The organism is Cytobacillus sp. IB215316, assembly GCF_033963865.1.
In the GTDB taxonomy this organism is placed as follows: domain Bacteria; phylum Bacillota; class Bacilli; order Bacillales; family SM2101; genus Nanhaiella; species Nanhaiella sioensis.
This window is the reverse complement of the sequence record NZ_JAXBMC010000002.1, coordinates 577,059-594,438: the sequence shown is the minus strand read 5'-3', so window position 1 is coordinate 594,438 and position 17,380 is coordinate 577,059. Positions and strand designations below refer to the sequence as shown.

At 33.6% G+C, this 17,380-nt stretch carries 13 protein-coding genes; 10 read left to right on the top strand and 3 right to left on the bottom strand.

What is annotated here, in order from left to right:
• Positions 1-227 precede the first annotated feature (227 nt).
• Complete coding sequence (locus SLH48_RS07055) at positions 228-488, bottom strand: phospholipase (protein WP_214482197.1); 261 nt, start codon at positions 486-488, stop codon at positions 228-230.
• Positions 489-1,001: 513 nt separating this feature from the next.
• Here SLH48_RS07055 and SLH48_RS07050 point away from each other — a divergent pair.
• The 8 genes from SLH48_RS07050 (at position 1,002) to SLH48_RS07015 (ending at position 11,232) form a co-directional block, all read left to right on the top strand.
• Positions 1,002-1,841 carry an alpha/beta hydrolase gene (locus SLH48_RS07050; RefSeq protein WP_320257561.1) on the top strand — a complete coding sequence of 280 codons (840 nt, stop codon included), beginning with the start codon at positions 1,002-1,004 and terminating at the stop codon, positions 1,839-1,841.
• Positions 1,842-2,444: 603 nt separating this feature from the next.
• A complete protein-coding gene (locus SLH48_RS07045) occupies positions 2,445-3,239 on the top strand; it encodes a DUF3298 and DUF4163 domain-containing protein (protein WP_320257560.1) in 795 nt (264 codons plus the stop codon).
• Between the two features lie 482 nt (positions 3,240-3,721).
• On the top strand, positions 3,722-4,906 hold the full coding sequence (locus tag SLH48_RS07040; RefSeq protein WP_320257559.1) for an acyl-CoA dehydrogenase family protein: 1,185 nt from the start codon (positions 3,722-3,724) through the stop codon (positions 4,904-4,906).
• Positions 4,907-5,009: 103 nt separating this feature from the next.
• Positions 5,010-5,285 carry an HU family DNA-binding protein gene (locus SLH48_RS07035; RefSeq protein ID WP_214481923.1) on the top strand — a complete coding sequence of 92 codons (276 nt, stop codon included), beginning with the start codon at positions 5,010-5,012 and terminating at the stop codon, positions 5,283-5,285.
• A gap of 237 nt (positions 5,286-5,522) precedes the next feature.
• On the top strand, positions 5,523-6,002 hold the full coding sequence (gene queD, locus SLH48_RS07030) for a 6-carboxytetrahydropterin synthase QueD (protein WP_214481924.1): 480 nt from the start codon (positions 5,523-5,525) through the stop codon (positions 6,000-6,002).
• A 240-nt stretch (positions 6,003-6,242) separates the two neighbouring features.
• A complete protein-coding gene (gene tnpB / locus SLH48_RS07025) occupies positions 6,243-7,364 on the top strand; it encodes an IS200/IS605 family element RNA-guided endonuclease TnpB (RefSeq protein ID WP_320257558.1) in 1,122 nt (373 codons plus the stop codon).
• Positions 7,365-7,741: 377 nt separating this feature from the next.
• Positions 7,742-9,529, top strand: coding sequence for a S9 family peptidase (locus tag SLH48_RS07020; protein ID WP_320257557.1), 1,788 nt, complete (start codon positions 7,742-7,744; stop codon positions 9,527-9,529).
• Between the two features lie 716 nt (positions 9,530-10,245).
• Positions 10,246-11,232, top strand: coding sequence for an alpha/beta hydrolase (locus SLH48_RS07015; RefSeq protein WP_320257556.1), 987 nt, complete (start codon positions 10,246-10,248; stop codon positions 11,230-11,232).
• A 67-nt stretch (positions 11,233-11,299) separates the two neighbouring features.
• Here the strand turns inward: SLH48_RS07015 and SLH48_RS07010 are convergent, their stop codons facing one another.
• Complete coding sequence (locus SLH48_RS07010) at positions 11,300-12,169, bottom strand: Cof-type HAD-IIB family hydrolase (RefSeq protein ID WP_320257555.1); 870 nt, start codon at positions 12,167-12,169, stop codon at positions 11,300-11,302.
• A 516-nt stretch (positions 12,170-12,685) separates the two neighbouring features.
• Complete coding sequence (locus tag SLH48_RS07005) at positions 12,686-13,462, bottom strand: DeoR/GlpR family DNA-binding transcription regulator (protein ID WP_320257554.1); 777 nt, start codon at positions 13,460-13,462, stop codon at positions 12,686-12,688.
• 398 nt (positions 13,463-13,860) lie between these two features.
• Here SLH48_RS07005 and treP point away from each other — a divergent pair, with 398 nt between their 5' ends.
• The gene (gene treP / locus SLH48_RS07000) at positions 13,861-15,267 is read left to right on the top strand and encodes a PTS system trehalose-specific EIIBC component (protein WP_413785399.1); all 1,407 of its coding nucleotides are present in this window, start codon (positions 13,861-13,863) and stop codon (positions 15,265-15,267) included.
• A 409-nt stretch (positions 15,268-15,676) separates the two neighbouring features.
• Positions 15,677-17,362 carry an alpha,alpha-phosphotrehalase gene (gene treC / locus SLH48_RS06995; RefSeq protein ID WP_320257552.1) on the top strand — a complete coding sequence of 562 codons (1,686 nt, stop codon included), beginning with the start codon at positions 15,677-15,679 and terminating at the stop codon, positions 17,360-17,362.
• The last annotated feature ends 18 nt before the right edge of the window (positions 17,363-17,380 follow it).

The following is a 17,380-nucleotide window of genomic DNA, read 5'->3' as shown; positions in this document are numbered from 1 at the left end:
GATAATAGTTTTGGTGTGAGCCGGACATAAAAAATGTAAACATGTACGATGATTAGGGCTGAATCTGAATAGAAGCAGCCCTTTTATATCTGTTAATTTTCTTCAATTCTTAGGTAGGTACTTTTAAACGAGATAAATAGTTGTTCGCTGTATGTTAAACCGCCATTCAAGCTATTTCATAGACATCGTCAGTAGCAAAACGATAGCGTTTTTTTGTTGTGGAAATTTTACAATCGAGACTTCATAAAGTTATACATCAGTTGAGCATGACGTCCTTTTTCTGTATAGGGATTGACTTTCGGGCGTAGTTGGCGAACAAACATTAAATCACATTCATAAGTTCTGCCGTATATACGGTAGCATTCGTCATGTGCCTTACATGCTGCATCAACATCATTGATTGGAGCACCAGGTCCACTACAGCCTGGGCCACACCATCTATAGCCGGGGAAAAGGCACCTTCTCGGACGCAAACTCGTCCTTCTCATAATCACAGTGGTAAACCCCCTTTCAACAATTTTTCCACTTATCTTTAAACCGTTCAGAAGAAGGATATTTTATGTTAATAAAGGAATATTTTGATAATTAGTATATGAATGGAAGTGTTATAGTGAGTGTTTCTTCACCTAGTAAATTACACAACAGTTACAAATAGTTATAATGCGTAGTTTAAGAAGAGTTTTTAGTGAAATTAACTATACCCCCTTATATTGATCTATGAATAGATGATCAAGAAAGCAACAATTTAAACAAAAACAACCTTATGAAAAAGATGTATTAACTTTTGTAGAATATAGCCTGAGGACAGGTTAAAGGTAAATAAATGGTGGAGGCTATCAAAACCAAAATAGAAAGTTCGAATATTCGAAGTTTGTGCCGCTCATAAATGGAATAAAGCGAAAAAGAGAGCGGTTCTAAAGAAATTATGATATTTTGTAATTAGAAAACTAGAATTTAACCTTATATTGATTTTGAGTTAGCTATATTTAGGAGGGGAATAAGTGAAGGATTTGGAATATTCTGAAAAATACATAAATATTAATGGGAGTAATTTTTATATGACTTGTGTTGGTGAAGGCGAGCCGATTGTTTTTCTTCACGGAGGTCCTGGAAGTGAACATCGCTTCTTTTTACCACATATTCTCCCATTAGCGAAAGATTTTAAGTTAATATTGTATGATCAAAGAGGTTGTGGTAAATCAGAAGGATCTAAACAACATAATTATTCTATGGCAGATGAAGTAAACACACTAGAGTTACTACGTGAAAAATTAGGGTATGACAAGCTTAACTTATTTGGTGAGTCTTGGGGATCGATGCTTTCATTATTATATGCAACAACATATCCTGACAGAGTAAACAAAATACTATTGACTGCTGCAATCGGAGTAACAAAAGAAGGGTTTGAAACGTTTGGAAGAGAAGTAGAGAAAAAACTGTCCAAAGAGGCAAAAGACAAATTGGCCAAATTAGAAGTGAGATTAAAAACTGATCATTCGGCTCTGGATCAAATTTTTAATATCTTAGACCCTTATTATGTTTATAATACAGAAGCCTTAAACCGTAAAGAAGAAACCATTAATAATCATGTAGTTAATGAAATGATAGGAAAGGATATACTAAACAACTTTGACTTATCACCAAAGTTAGATTTGCTGTCAAATATACCAATTCTAGTAGCCCAAGGTAGTCATGATATTTTAACACCAGCTCTAATTGAAGACTTGTTGATAAAATCTATCCCTCATGCCAGAATAGTAGAAATCGATAATTGTGGTCATTGGACTGTAGTAGAGTGCCCAGAAAAAATGATAGAAATCACCCGTGAATTTTTTTCATAAATAGTATTTAGTGCAAATGGTGTATATTGATCTTTAATATATTCAATTTATAAATAAATAGGAGCTTTAATTAATTTTTCTTAAGGATTATTAGGTTCAATTAATGCGAAAACAGTCTTTTGGAAGGAAAGTCACTGGATTGTATGGAAATGAGGTTTTTATTGTGATGACTTTTATAAGGGATAGAACTTATCATGTTTTTAACTTATCATCATACAAAGACATAATTGTATTAACAATACATTTTTGCCTCCGTCTTATAATCTCGACGGGGGCAAAAAAATGTATATCAAGGTTAAAAGCTCTATCGAACATCAACCTTTATTACCCGCTGTTCTCTACATATACCTAAATAAGCTGGTAGAATATTATGTTTAAGTAGGTACACAACTAGCGTTCGTAGCATCTTTTCTAATCTTAACACGATGACTAACATACAAAGCCACTTGTTATAATACAAATTTGGTGATAATAACAACAAAGTTCACGAAAAGATCCTATAAAAACAATATTGTAACTTGTTTGTAACTAATCATTCCCCTTTTGCTATTAAAATGAAATGGAGGGTAAAAATAGAGAAAAGAATGAAAAGGGGAACTTAACATGAAACGAAACAAAGTAATAGTAACAACTGTATTGTCTGCATTGCTTGTAGGAGGTACAGTGACTGGCTTTATGCAAGTACCTGAAAAGGCTAAAGCAAAAGAATCAGTACTAGTAAAAGCTGATAAGAATCAAAACAATCTAGTAATTATTAATAAAACAGCAAGCGAGAATTTAGAAGAAATTTCTTCAACATTTACGATTAACATCCCAGTAATTGAAAATGAAAGTAATATTTCTTCATTACAAAGAATTAATACGATAATGGACTATGAAATCATAGACTTTAAAAATAGACTGCGTAATCAATTTGCCCAAACGTATTTAGACCTTAACGGTGAAGTGTCATTTGGCTTTAGTGGTGATGTAACTTATGAAGTGACGTTTAATAATGATAAGATTGTCAGTATACCAGTCACATACACACAATATACTGGAGGAGCACACTCAAATACAGAAATTGTTGGATATAACTTTAATTTAGAAACAGGTGAAGTGATCTATGTGAGTGACTTATTTAAATCAGACTTTCATTTTCAAAAAGAAATAAACAATAAGATTAAAGAAGAAATCTCTAAACAACCTGAAGGTTATTTTGAAGATGCACTAGTTACAGTAGATCGTCTTGACGTAAACTTTAATTATTTTATTAAGGACAATGCGATTGTCGTTCAATTTAAAGCCTACGAATTATCATCATATTCATCAGGTTTGCCAAGTTTTGAAATACCTCTTAAGGATTTCGAAAATGACTTAACACCTATCGGTAAAAGTATAATTAGTACCAAAAAATAAAACAATCACATATATTAATATGTACAGTCGTAAAAGCCTCTTAAATGCCTTATTGGAAAAGAGGCTTTTTTACTTGAACTGAAAAAAGGTTATCCGTCAGAATAAGGTTATATTTGATAAACTATTCTAAAGGCTGCTTTTACATTAATTGATGTTATCATATTAAGAAACAAACTGAACATAGAGTTTTGACGTGTTTTTTCTATAAAACGATAATGTTTGCATAAAACTTCTTATATTAGTATGAAATAAACAAGGTTGCTATCGCATTGATTGGTGTTTGACTTATTAGGAAATAAGTACGTACACAACTTTAGTTTTTGGCGTCTTTTCTTGTCTAATATGGTGGCTAACATATAAAGATATTTTTTTTGTTACAAATTTCGTTATAATAGCAACAAAAGTTTACGATAAGAGCCTTAAGCAAAAGTTGTAACAAAATGTACGAAAAGAGCATAAAAAAATCTTTGAGGTGAAAAAACATGGGATTAGATTTTGTGAAAACTCCCTTTCAACAAGAGTGGTATAACAAGGTGGGTAAGCTTGCAGACAAATTTGCAAAACGTGAGAAACATTATGATATTCATGGAACATTTCCATTTAACAATATTGAACAACTAAAGGAAGCTGGATATACATCATTAACGATTCCTAAACAATTTGGGGGGCAAAATATCTCATTGTATGAGCTTGTTTTGCTACAGGAAAAGCTCGCACAAGGCGATGGAGCTACAGCACTCTCAATTGGTTGGCATATAGGTTGCGTCATGGATATAACTGAAAAAAGTAGATGGGGGCATAATATGTTAACCTATCTTTGTGATCAAGTGAAAAAAGGAAAGCTGATTAATAGAGCTGCAACTGAACGGCAAACTGGAAGTCCTACACGGGGTGGTAAACCACAAACTTATGCTAAAAAAAAGAACTCAAACTGGATTATTAATGGACGAAAAACCTTTACTACGATGGCTCCTACATTGGATTTCTTTCTTGTTAGTGCAGCTGTTGATGATCAATTATGTGAATTTTTAATACCACGTGACTCAACTGGAGTTCGAATTGAGGAAGCATGGGATACGATGTCGATGCGTGGAACTGGCAGCCATGATCTTGTTTTAGACCAAGTTGAGGTAGAAGAAAAATTTTTAGTTGAAAGGAATACGAGGGAAAGAAAAGGATTAGCAAATGGATGGTTACTTCATATTCCTGCCTGTTATATGGGTATAGCTATAGCGGCACGTAATTATGCCTTACATTTTGCTCATACATATTCACCTAGTAGTATAAGTGGACCAATTAGTGAACTACCAAACATCCAAAGAATGACAGGGGAAATGGAGCTAGAACTTATGCAAGCACGCCATTTTATGTATTCAGTTGCAGAACGATACGATACATCTCAAGATAAACAATTGCTTATTCCTGAATTAGGTGCAGTAAAACATGTGGTGACGAATAGTGCAATCTCGGTAGTAGATAAGGCAATGCGTATTTTAGGTGCCCAAAGCTTGTTTAACGACCGACCACTCGAGAGATATTATCGTAATGTTCGAGCAGGACTTCATAATCCACCAATGGATGATGCTGTAATTGGAACCCTTGCACAGCATGCATTTTCAGAGATAACGAATAAAGAATCGAATATACAATCAACAAAGAAAGAATAAATTCAACAGGTTTATGGAAGTTTTTATATAACCACGTATATTTTCCCTTAAGCTAGGGCAATATGTTAGTGAAAAAAATTAAACTAAGGGAGATTAAAAGATTATGAATAAATCAGAATTAGTAAATGTAGTAGCAGAGAAGGCGGAGTTAAGCAAAAAAGATGCTGCGAAGGCAGTAGATGCTGTATTGTACGCAATTCAGGAGCCATTGACTAAAGGAGAAAAGGTCCAACTAATTGGTTTTGGTAATTTTGTCGTACGTGAACGTGCTGCAAGAAAAGGGCGTAACCCCCAAACAGGTGAAGAGATTCAAATTTCTGCAAGTAAAGTACCAGCATTTGTTGCAGGTAAAGCATTAAAAGAAGCTGTTAATAACTAATAATGATCTCATAGAGATACGTTATCTTTTTTTAGATGACGTATCTTTTTTTGATAGAAATAGTGAATGAATGATAAGAATAATAATTGTTTATGAGCAATATAATGACTCCCTATAGTAATTGCAGCTCGTGGTTGTTAAGTTTATCGTTCACAATTTGTCCATTCATGCAAATTTAAAAATTTGTTAACATTTAAGAGGTAAATAATAAATGCAATCAGAAGGGATTTTTACAGCATGTATGGATTTAATATTGTTAATAAACTTCAAAAAATTGATAAGGATATTCATAGAAGTCAACTAAAATATCATACAAAACGTGTATTAGTAAGCAAAGAATTTACGTTTGATGCTGCACACCATTTACATTGTTATGATGGAAAGTGTAAAAATTTGCACGGTCACACATACAAAGTTGTTTTTGGTATAAGTGGTTTCGTTAATGACATAGGATTAGTAATAGATTTTGGAGAAATCAAAGATATATGGACAAATAACATTGAAGTTTTCTTAGATCATCGTTATATAAATGAAATGTTGCCCCCGATGAATACGACAGCAGAAAACATGGTTGTATGGATTTTTGAGCAAATGCATGAGTCAATTGAAATGAGAAAAGATAAATTGAAAGGTGCTAGGGTTGAGTTTGTTCGTTTATATGAAACTCCTACGTGCTTTGCAGAAGCGAAAAGAGAGTGGATGGAAGATAGGCATTAATGTACTTATTAATGTTAATTCAACTAATCTAGCTAAGTAGCATGATCTCCTACACTGTTTAAATGAACCCTCGTATGCGAAAGCATTTTATCAACCCTAGACAGAAGATCTCCACTTCAAACCAAAACAATGCGAAGCGAGTGAAGGTTAAGTGGGTGATGAATGGCGGTTTGCGTAAGCCAAAACTCACTTCTAATATGGTATAATTAACCTAATTAATAGATAAGTGAGGTGAATCAAATGCTAGTCAACAAAGCCTTTAAATTTCGTATCTATCCCACTAAAAAACAAGAAATATTAATTGCTAAAACCATTGGTTGTAGTCGTTTTGTGTTCAATCATTTTTTAGCTTCATGGAATGAAACATACAAACAGACTGGAAAAGGTTTAACATACGGCGCTTGTTCTGCGGAGTTAACAAAGTTGAAAAAGGATTTGCTATGGCTTAAAGAAGTTGATAGCATTTCACTACAATCCTCACTACGCAACCTTTCGGATGCTTTTAACCGTTTTTTCAAAAAGCAAAATGACATCCCTAGATTCAAATCTAAAAAGAATAAAGTCCAATCGTACATAACCAAATATACAAATGGAAACATAGCCATTGTCGATAACAAAATTAAATTACCTAAACTTGGACTTGTTAAGTTTGCAAAAAGTCGAGATGTTGACGGTCGTATTATCAATGCGACGATTAGACGTAATCCGAGTGGGAAATACTTTGTCTCTCTTCTTGCAGAAGTTGAAGTTCAGTCTTTAGAAAAAACAAACTCAGCCATTGGCGTTGATATGGGACTTAAACAGTTTGCTATTCTTTCAGACGGAACAGAATATTCAAACCCTAAATTCTTTCAAACTCTAGAAGGGAAGTTAGCAAATGCTCAGCGTATTTTCTCAAGACGCACAAAAGGTGGGTCTAATTGGAATAAACAACGGATTAAAGTAGCTCGTCTGCAAGAAAAAATTACAAATGCTAGAAACGACTACTTGCAAAAAATATCTACTGATATTGTCAAAAGCCACGACATTATTGGCATTGAAGATTTGCAAGTCAGCAATATGCTTAAAAATGATAATCTAGCAAAAGCAATTAGTGAAGTGTCTTGGGCGAAATTCCGTACAATGCTTGAATACAAAGCGAAATGGTATGGTAAACAAGTCATCGTAGTATCTAAAACATTCGCTTCAAGTCAACTTTGCTCTAGTTGTGGTTTCAAAAACAAAGACGTTAAGAATCTAAACTTACGTGTCTGGGATTGCCCATCATGCGGAACCCATCACGATAGAGATATTAACGCAGGACAAAATCTAAGAAACGAAGCAATTCGTCTCTTAACCGTAGGAACTACGGGGATAGCCTAATCAATTAGAAGCCGTTAGGTTTCCGTACTTAGGAATCCCCCACTTCAATCATGACCGTAAGGTCTGATAAGTGGTGGGTAGTTCAAAAAACTCTTATATATCATCTCCATTCAAATTTTGTAAATTGATTAAGAGTAGTGTTATGAAAGGTTGATTTTCTTGATGAGCCTGTAACTTAATAGGTGAGGGATATGACTCTTACCACATCAATAGAACGAATCTCAGGATGAATAAATGAACATATTCATAAAATACTGTAAGCTATACTCAAAATCATTCTCTAGACGGAGATAAAATCCAACCTCTATTATAAGACAGTGTGATTATTAAGATTTATAATAGTAGATGTGTATACATTTATTAAAGGGGAGATTAATATGCTAACATTTAAGAAACCTGATGTCGAACAGTTTTTACGTGCGTACAGAATTCAAAATTTTGTCGTGAATAATGATGAAAGTCAGCTTATTTTTAGCACGAACATTAGTGGGAAATTCAATTTGTGGGGAATGGATTTACCTAACCAGTTTCCGTATCCGCTTACATTTAATGATCAAAGTTGTCACGACCTTCGTTACGACAAAGCTGGGAAGTTTGTTATTGCAGCATTTGATCATGAAGGGGACGAAAATACTCAACTATATATGATTCCTCCTCATGGTGGACACCTAAATCCCCTAAGAACGGCAGAGGGGCACCAACACATCAACCCTATTCTGTCAGAAGATGGGAAAAGACTATATTATTCTTCTACGAAGGATGACCCAACATACTTAAAAGGGTACTGTTATCAAATGGATTCAGGAGAAGAAAAGGTAGTAGTAGACGGAGATGGAGCGGCTACATATATAGCTGATATTAGTCCAAATGAAGAAAATATGGTTTTAATTAAGCATTTCTCAAATACACATACGTTAGCATATGTAAAAACAAATGAAGAACTATTTTCATTAACACCAGATTCTGAGAATCAACATACAGTCACCGATGTAGTTTATGTATCTGATTCAGAGCTCTTTTTCCTTACTGATTACAATGAAGACTTTTCATATATAGCAAAATTTGATATCGTAAATCGAAAATTTAGTAAGGTTGTTTCTTTACAAGATGAAAGCTTTAACACTATTAAATATAATGACAGACAGAAGCAATTATATGTGGTTAGTGAAAAAGGTGTTGAAGACCATTTATATGTATACGACCTTAAGTCAAACCAATTAAAAGAAATACAACTTCCTGTTGGAAAGGTCGAACAGCTTTCAGTTTCAGAAAAAGGTAATATTTATTTGTTAGGTACAACTGCTACAAAGCCTTGGAATATATATGTAAAAGAGACTGCTACAAACGAATGGGTATCATTGACTAATAACCGAGTGTTAGGAGTGGATGAGGAACAGCTAGTTGATCCTCAAATACTGAAATATAAATCATTTGATGGTCTCGAAATTGAATCACTCTTTTTCAAAGCAAAGCCTGAAAACAGTAATGGTCACGTTGTCTTTTGGCCACATGGAGGACCACAAGCTGCAGAACGAAAATTCTTTAGAGGAGTGTTTCAATATATTGTTAATGAAGGGTTTAGTATATTTGCTCCAAACTTCAGAGGCTCAACTGGTTATGGTTTGCAATTCACAAAAATGGTTGAAGGTGACTGGGGTCATGGACCGCGGCTTGATAATGTCGAAGGTATAGAGTTTCTCATAAATAATGGCTATGCTGAAAGAGATAAAATCTTTCTTATGGGAGGTAGCTTTGGAGGGTACATGTCGTTGCTACTCCATGGTAGACATCCAGAATACTTCAAAGCTGTTGTAGACATTTTTGGACCTAGTGATCTGTTTTCGTTCATTAATTCCGTACCAGAGCATTGGAAACCTGTTATGAACCAATGGGTAGGAGACCCTGAAAAAGATAAAGAGAAATTAATTGAATATTCACCGATCACATATTTAGAAAATATGACAAAACCTATGCTCGTCATTCAAGGTGCAAATGATCCTCGTGTTGTTAAAGCTGAGTCAGATCAAATTGTTCAAGCGTTACAGGAGAAAGGGCGAGAAGTCGAATATATTGTTTTAGAAGATGAAGGGCACGGTTTTTCTAAAAAGGAAAATGAACTTAAGGTGTACAGAGCTGTAAGTGAGTTCTTTAACAAACATATGTAAGGATAGTATAGTCCTTTATACGATTATGGAATAAAGTTCTACGGTTTAGCGACGAAACTAAAATCCTATTCATTTTGTGAAAAAACAAAATGGGTAGGATTTTTATGTTCAGAAATTACACTTTTCTTCCTATTTTTTTGATATTTATATATATAATTACTTGCGATAAATATTAATGTGTATTCTTTTTTTGAAGAATAATCTTTCTATACATACCGTTAAATAGTACAGGTATATCTTCTTTAATGAAGCGGTTTTCTTTGTTGTTTTCGTATAACCTGTTAAAGTTTTTTTTTCGTATTAAAAGAATGTAATTTTAATAGTTCATTCATTAATAATAGTGATAATCCTGTATATTTTTGTGCAAAATTGAGAATTAAAGCTTCGTATTTTCATACTTGATTTTAAATATTCTTTCTATTGATCAGCTACTTATTATGTAAACCCCACAATTCTACTAATCTCTTCTAGAGCTAAGTGCATCATAAATTGTTGAGTGTTTCCACATTCACCAATTTGAACAATTACAATAGCTATATTTCTTCTAGAAAAAACTATATATCTTTTAGTTAATTGCTAATCAGCCTATAGGATGAATCAAACTCATTCCTAAGCTAGTTTATCTTTGGAATTATTTAGCATATTCTTTAAAGATAATAGTCAAAGACATTTATGTACAATACCTAACTATGTAGCGTAAGGGAGGATAAATTAAAATGTTAAAAGCAAAAACGCCAAATTTTATTGATGCTAACAAACAAGTTATTCAAGATAGTATTGCTTCGTTAGAAATGATTAGAATCGGTGGAGTTGAACAATGCATTCTTATAAGGGGAAAAAATAAACATAAACCGCTAATACTTTTTTTACACGGGGGACCTGGTGCTGCTCAAATAGGGTATGCTCCAAAGCTTCAGCAAAAGCTAGAGGAAGATTTTGTAGTCGTGAACTGGGATCAAAGGGGTGCAGGAAAATCTTACTCAAAAGAAATTCAAATTGACAGTTTAAATATTAGCCAATTCCTCTCAGATGTACACGAGTTAGTAGTATTACTTCTTCAGAGATTTAATCAACAGAAATTATACTTAGTCGGTCATTCCTGGGGAAGTCTATTAGGATCGTTATTTGTCAAGAAGCACCCTGAGCTAATACATGCATATATCGGTGTTGGTCAATTTGTGAATATGGTGAAAAATGAAGAAATCTCTTATCGTTTTACACTTGAGAAGGCTCATAGAACAAAGAATAGCAAGGCACAGAAGCAGTTAGAAAAAATTGGATATCCACCATATGATAAATTTACTGACATCGTTATTCAGAGAAAGTGGTTAGATAAATTTGGTGGTGCTGTTCATGGATCTACCATGATGAAGTCCATGCGTAAATCGGCATCTTATAGAGAATATTCTATTGTAGATTGGCTACGCTTTATGAGATATAATAAATTTTCTTTTTCCAACAGTAAGCTATGGGATGAGCTGATGGCGATGGATTTACTAAGCGAAGTGGATGAAATGAAAGTACCAGTGTATATTTGTGTTGGACGTTATGACTACACTACACCGTTTGAGCTTGCTGAAGAATATTATGAGCATTTAAAAGCGCCAAAAAAAGAACTCGTGTGGTTTGAAAAATCAGCTCATTCACCCAATTTTGAAGAGCCAGATAAATTTTACGAAGTGTGTATGGAAGCAACAAAATAATAGTGATAACGAAAACAACTGACCGTGACGCCCTATGGTTACGCCGGTCAGTTGTTCTAAGCTGTATTTATAATGATATTTTTTCGTTAATCTTATGAATAATGGCATGTGCGACACCATGCTCATCATTAAGTAATGTCGTCATATGACAAATATCTTTAATCTCTTGTTTTGCGTTTCCCATTGCAACACTATACCCAACCTTTTTAAGCATCGACAAATCGTTATGGCTATCTCCAATTGCTACTGTTTCGCTAAGTGGAATGTTTAGCATATTTGCTACAAGCTGTACTGCATTTCCTTTAGATGCTTCATGATGTTGAAGTTCGAAATTATTATCTGCTGATGAAACAACAGTGAGGTTTTCTTGTTCTGTGAAATAAGCCCATCCTTGTTGTCGCTTTTCCTCTTCTAAGGAAAAAGCAAGGATGTTATAAACTGCTTCATTTGTATGAAGAATATCTTGATAGTGATTAACAAATGTAAAGCCTGTTTGAGTAAATTGTTTTTGCGTATCGGCAAGAAGCTTTTCTTTACTTATTTCTGGGTTTGCACTTGTTAAACGGTCTACCTCGATAGCCAAAACATCACGACAACGATGTGGAGTATATATTCTGTTATCTGTTGTAACCTCGTAATAGAGTTCGGTGTCTTCTAGAAACTTGATACTTCGTTCAACTACGTTATTTTCCATAGCAAATGAATGCAGTAGTTCACCTTTTTCTGTATGAATCATCGCCCCATTTGAACTAATGATCTTTGTTGATAACTCAGCGTCTCTACATATTTTAAGGGCATCAAAATATGCTCTTCCTGTTGCAATGATAACTTCTACACCATTGTCCTGAGCATCTTTAATTGCAGCTAAGTTTACTTTACTAATATTCTTCTTATGATTTAGTAGGGTGCCATCAAGATCTATTGCAAGTAATTTCATGCCCCTTCTCCTCCTGAATTCTATATGAATGGCTGTTATTGTATAGAATGTTATCTTTCGTACAAAAAATTAAAAACGTATACGACTAAATTACGTGGCATCTTTTCTCTGAAAAAAGATGTCAAACGTATTAAATCCTTTCTTACTATGATAATTTGGTGACAAAAACAACAAAGTATAAGAAAAGAGCCTTATAAAGGGTTGTTCGCAATGATAGTTGTTGTTCGTGTGAAGAAGTAAACACAGACACAACTTGTGTTCGTGCATCTTTTCTTCCGAAAAACAATGTCGAGCGTATTAAATTTTTTTTTATAATAATTTTGCAAAAATAACAACAAAGTATAAGAAAAGAGCCTTATAAATGGCTTAGCAATAATAGTTGTTTTTAGTATTAAGAAGAAAACACGTATACAACACGGTCGTGGCTCTTTTCTTCGCTAACTATTATAAAAATGATATATTACTCATCAGTTACTCAAAAGTAGGTGACAAAGCAACACAGACACGAAAAGAGCCTTATAAATTTAACATTTGTGAAGAGGCAACTAATACTTCAACATCATAGTCATCCAGAACTTTCATGAGTGATTCATCAATTTGTTGATCAGTGATGATCACATCAATTTGTGATAATGCTGCAAATGTAAAAAAAGCCTGTGTATGAAATTTGGTTGAATCAGCTAAAACGATTACTTCAGTTGCTTGCTCAATCATTTTCTTTTTTACAAATCCATCCTCTTCATGCGCAATGGTCAGACCGCGATTTGATATGCCAGTAACACCAATAAATGCTTTGTCAACGTTGTAGTGTGAAAGTTTTTCTACAGTGGATGAACCATACAGAAAACGGTGTTCTTTATTTAATTGACCACCTAGCAAGTATATGTCTGCTCCAGGGTTATTGGACAAGATTAATGAATGACTAATTGAATTTGTTACTACTGTACAATCTGTAGCTTGAAGAAACTCTGCACAAGCTTGGACGGTTGTAGATTCATCCATAATAATAATTTCGCCATCATTTACTAACGTGGCTGCTACTCTACCAATTGCTTCTTTCTCTTTAGAAAGGAGATGTAGTCTGTCTTTATAACTTTTAATTTCATTATTTAAAGTTGGTAGAATTGCTCCACCTCTTGTGCGCAAGATAGCTTGCTTTTCTTCAAGCTTGACAAGGTCACGCCGAGCAGTATCACGTGAAACATTATATTGTTGACAAATTTCATCAACGCTTATCTTTTTATGGATTTTTAAGTAATTAAGAATGGCAAGCATTCTTTCCTCTTGGAACAAAATATCACATCCTTTTACACAGTTGTTATAAGTGATTATAAGTAAAAATAATAAAATAATCAAGTGTTTATAAGTTTTAACAATTATTAATAAGTTATATTAAGTTGTTTTCATATGAAATGTAGTTTTTCCTACTAGGAAATAAACGCGTATACAACTAGGTTTCGGGGCTTTTTTCTTCTATAAAACGATGATTGGTGAGTAAAATGCTGTTTTTATTGTCAATTTTAGGAACTATCACAACAAAGTTGAGGAAAGATCCTAATATTAAGGTAATAATACTTAATTAGCATATGAAAAATTATCATTGACTACTTGTATATACAGGTTTATACTTTAAGTGTGATTTGTATATACAAGTTTACTTAATATGTAAGCGATATCAGGAGGGTGAGATGATGGGGGAAAAACAACAAGTTGAGCAAATTATTAATGCAATAGGTGGGAAAGAAAACATTGAGGCAGCAACACATTGTGTTACAAGATTAAGGTTTGCGTTAAGAGATGATGATATCGTAGATAAGGAAGCTTTAGAAAAAATAGAAATTGTAAAAGGTACTTTTCTTGCGAATGGTCAATTCCAAGTTGTTATCGGTCAAGGTTTAGTAGATAAAATATATAAACAACTCGTAGAAATGGCCGAAATAGGTAGTTCAACTAAAGAAGAGATTAAAACAGTTGCCGAAAAGAAATTAAACCCAATTCAACGAATGATTAAAACGTTAGCAGATATTTTCATACCTATTTTACCTGCCATCGTTACCGCGGGGTTATTAATGGGGATTAATAATATTCTAACTGGTCCAGGTATTTTTTATGATGAGAAATCTTTAATAGACGTTCATACACAATGGAAAGATATTGCTGATATTATAAATTTAATTGCTAATACTGCGTTCGTTTTTTTACCTGGTCTAATTGGTTGGTCAGCTGTAAAACGTTTTGGTGGAAGTCCGTTACTCGGTATAGTGCTCGGCCTAATGCTTGTTCATCCCGGTTTACTTAATGCATGGGCTTATGGAGATGCGTTAGCAAATAACGAAGTTCCTTACTGGAATTTATTCGGTTTAGACGTAGCAAAAATAGGATATCAGGGTCAAGTGTTACCTGTATTAATAGCATCATTTGTATTAGCCAAGATTGAGCTGTTTTTAAATAAGAGGATAGCGGATGCTTTCAAACTTTTATTAGTTGCACCAATTACTTTATTAGTCACTGGGTTTTTATCATTTATTATTATTGGTCCAATTACTTTCGCAATTGGGAATGGTATTACAGATGGGTTAGTATTGGTTTTTGATAAATTTGCAGCATTAGGTGGATTATTATACGGTGGACTTTACGCATTACTAGTAGTAACAGGGATGCACCATACTTTCTTAGCAGTAGATATACAACTGATAGGTAGTACTGGTGGAACATTCTTATGGCCAATTCTTGCTTTATCGAATATTGCTCAAGGGTCTGCAGCGTTTGCTATGATGGTAGTATCAAAAGATGAAAAACTAAAAGGGTTATCACTTACATCAGGGATCTCAGCATTTTTAGGAATTACAGAACCAGCTATGTTTGGTGTTAATATTCGGTTTAAATACCCGTTTCTTTTTGCAATACTTGGTTCAGCAATAGCAGGTTTATTTATTACAATAAATGCTGTTCAAGCTTTCTCTATAGGTGTAGGAGGTCTTCCAGGATTTTTATCAATTGTACCTGATAAGTGGGTTTCATTTTTTATAGGTATGGCAATCGTATTAGTAGTCCCGTTTGTATTAACAATAGTATACGGTAAACTAAAGAAAAGCTAATTAAGATGTTCAAGTACACATGAGATTGTTTAAAATAGACGGCGTCGATCTTCCACTTGATTGAAAGTTTACAGGTCGGATATAAAATCCTTATAACTCATTTTTTAACTTCATTTGATATAGCCATGTTTACTAAAATATTCTTTTTAGTGAATTTATCCTAAACGATGATTGAGCGCAGAAAAAGCAAAGCTTTTTCTGCGATGCTCATTTTGTGTAGTTATTGAGCTCAGTGGTAGATTCTATAAAGAGAATATAAGTAATTATAAGGTCCAGGATACGTATGACTAGGAATTAGTAGGTAAATGAAACGATGAAATGGTCATCAATACAATCGATAATTTCTGTACTTTTATTGGAATGATTAATGCATCCAAGATTACTCAACAAAAGGATAGGTGGTAACAAAATGAAAGACCCTTGGTGGAAGAGATCTGTAGTATATCAAATTTATCCAAAAAGCTTCAAAGATACAACTGGAAACGGTGTAGGTGATTTACAGGGAATCATTTCTAAGCTTGATTATTTAACTGAACTTGGTGTAGACATCATATGGCTAACACCTATATACAAATCCCCACAGCGAGATAATGGTTATGATATTAGTGATTATTTTAGTATTCATGAGAAATATGGAACGATGGCTGACTTTGACTTATTATTAACTGAAGCACACAAGAGAAATATGAAGGTTATTATGGATATTGTTGTAAATCATACATCGACTGAGCATGCTTGGTTTAAACAATCACGTGAAAGTATGAAAAATAAATATCGTGATTTTTATATATGGCATGATGATATAGGAAAGGAACCAAATAATTGGCAATCAAAGTTTGGTAACTCAGCCTGGGAACTTGATGATCAAACAGGTCAATACTATTTACACTTGTTCGACATTACACAAGCAGATTTAAACTGGGAAAATGAACAAGTTCGCAAACATGTATATGAGATGATGCATTTTTGGTTTAAAAAAGGAGTTGACGGCTTTCGTTTAGATGTCATAAATCTTATTTCAAAAGATCAGCAATTTCCTAATGATGACATAACCAGATCAGGTGCTACAGGGGACGGAAGGAAGTTTTATACCGATGGTCCACGTGTTCATGAGTTTATACATGAGATGAATAGACAAGTGTTTTCAAAGTACGATAGTATGACAGTCGGCGAGATGTCATCAACAACGATTGACCACTGTATTAAATATACAAATCCAAACAGACAGGAGCTTGATATGACCTTTAATTTTCATCATTTAAAGGTTGATTATCCAAATGGAGAGAAATGGGAGGTTGCAAATTTTAACTTTTTGCAACTAAAACAAATTTTGTCCACATGGCAGAGTGAAATGATTAAAGGTGGTGGCTGGAATGCTTTGTTTTGGTGTAATCATGACCAGCCAAGAATTGTATCAAGATTTGGTAATGATCAAAGGTACCATAAGGAATCTGCTAAAATGCTAGCAACAACGATTCATATGATGCAAGGGACACCTTATATATATCAAGGAGAAGAAATTGGAATGACAAATCCTAACTTTGATCGCATAGAGGATTACCGTGACGTAGAGTCGTTGAATATGTACGAGATTAAAAAGAAGGAAGGAATGAAAGAGAACGAAATAATCAACATTTTAAAACAAAAATCTAGAGATAACTCAAGAACACCTATACAATGGGATAATAGCAAAAATGCTGGCTTTTCAGAAGGAACACCTTGGATTAATCTTTCTGCTAATTATAAACATATAAATGCAGTTCAAGCTCTACGTGATAACAATTCTGTCTTCTATCATTATAAAAAACTAATTTCATTAAGGAAAAAGTATGACATCATCACATATGGGGATTTTCAACTAATTTTAGAAGATCATCCGCATATTTTCGCGTATGTGAGAAGTTTTAAGAATGAAAAATTGTTAGTGATAAATAATTTTTATGCTAAAGAAGCTACTTTTCTTTTACCTGAAACGGTCGAAATAAATGGTTATTCTAACAGTATATTATTATCAAATTATGATGGTTCACCAATGAACATTAATAATATCGAACTAAGGCCGTATGAATCGATTATTTATCACTTGACAAAATGATGATACAATAAATTTGGT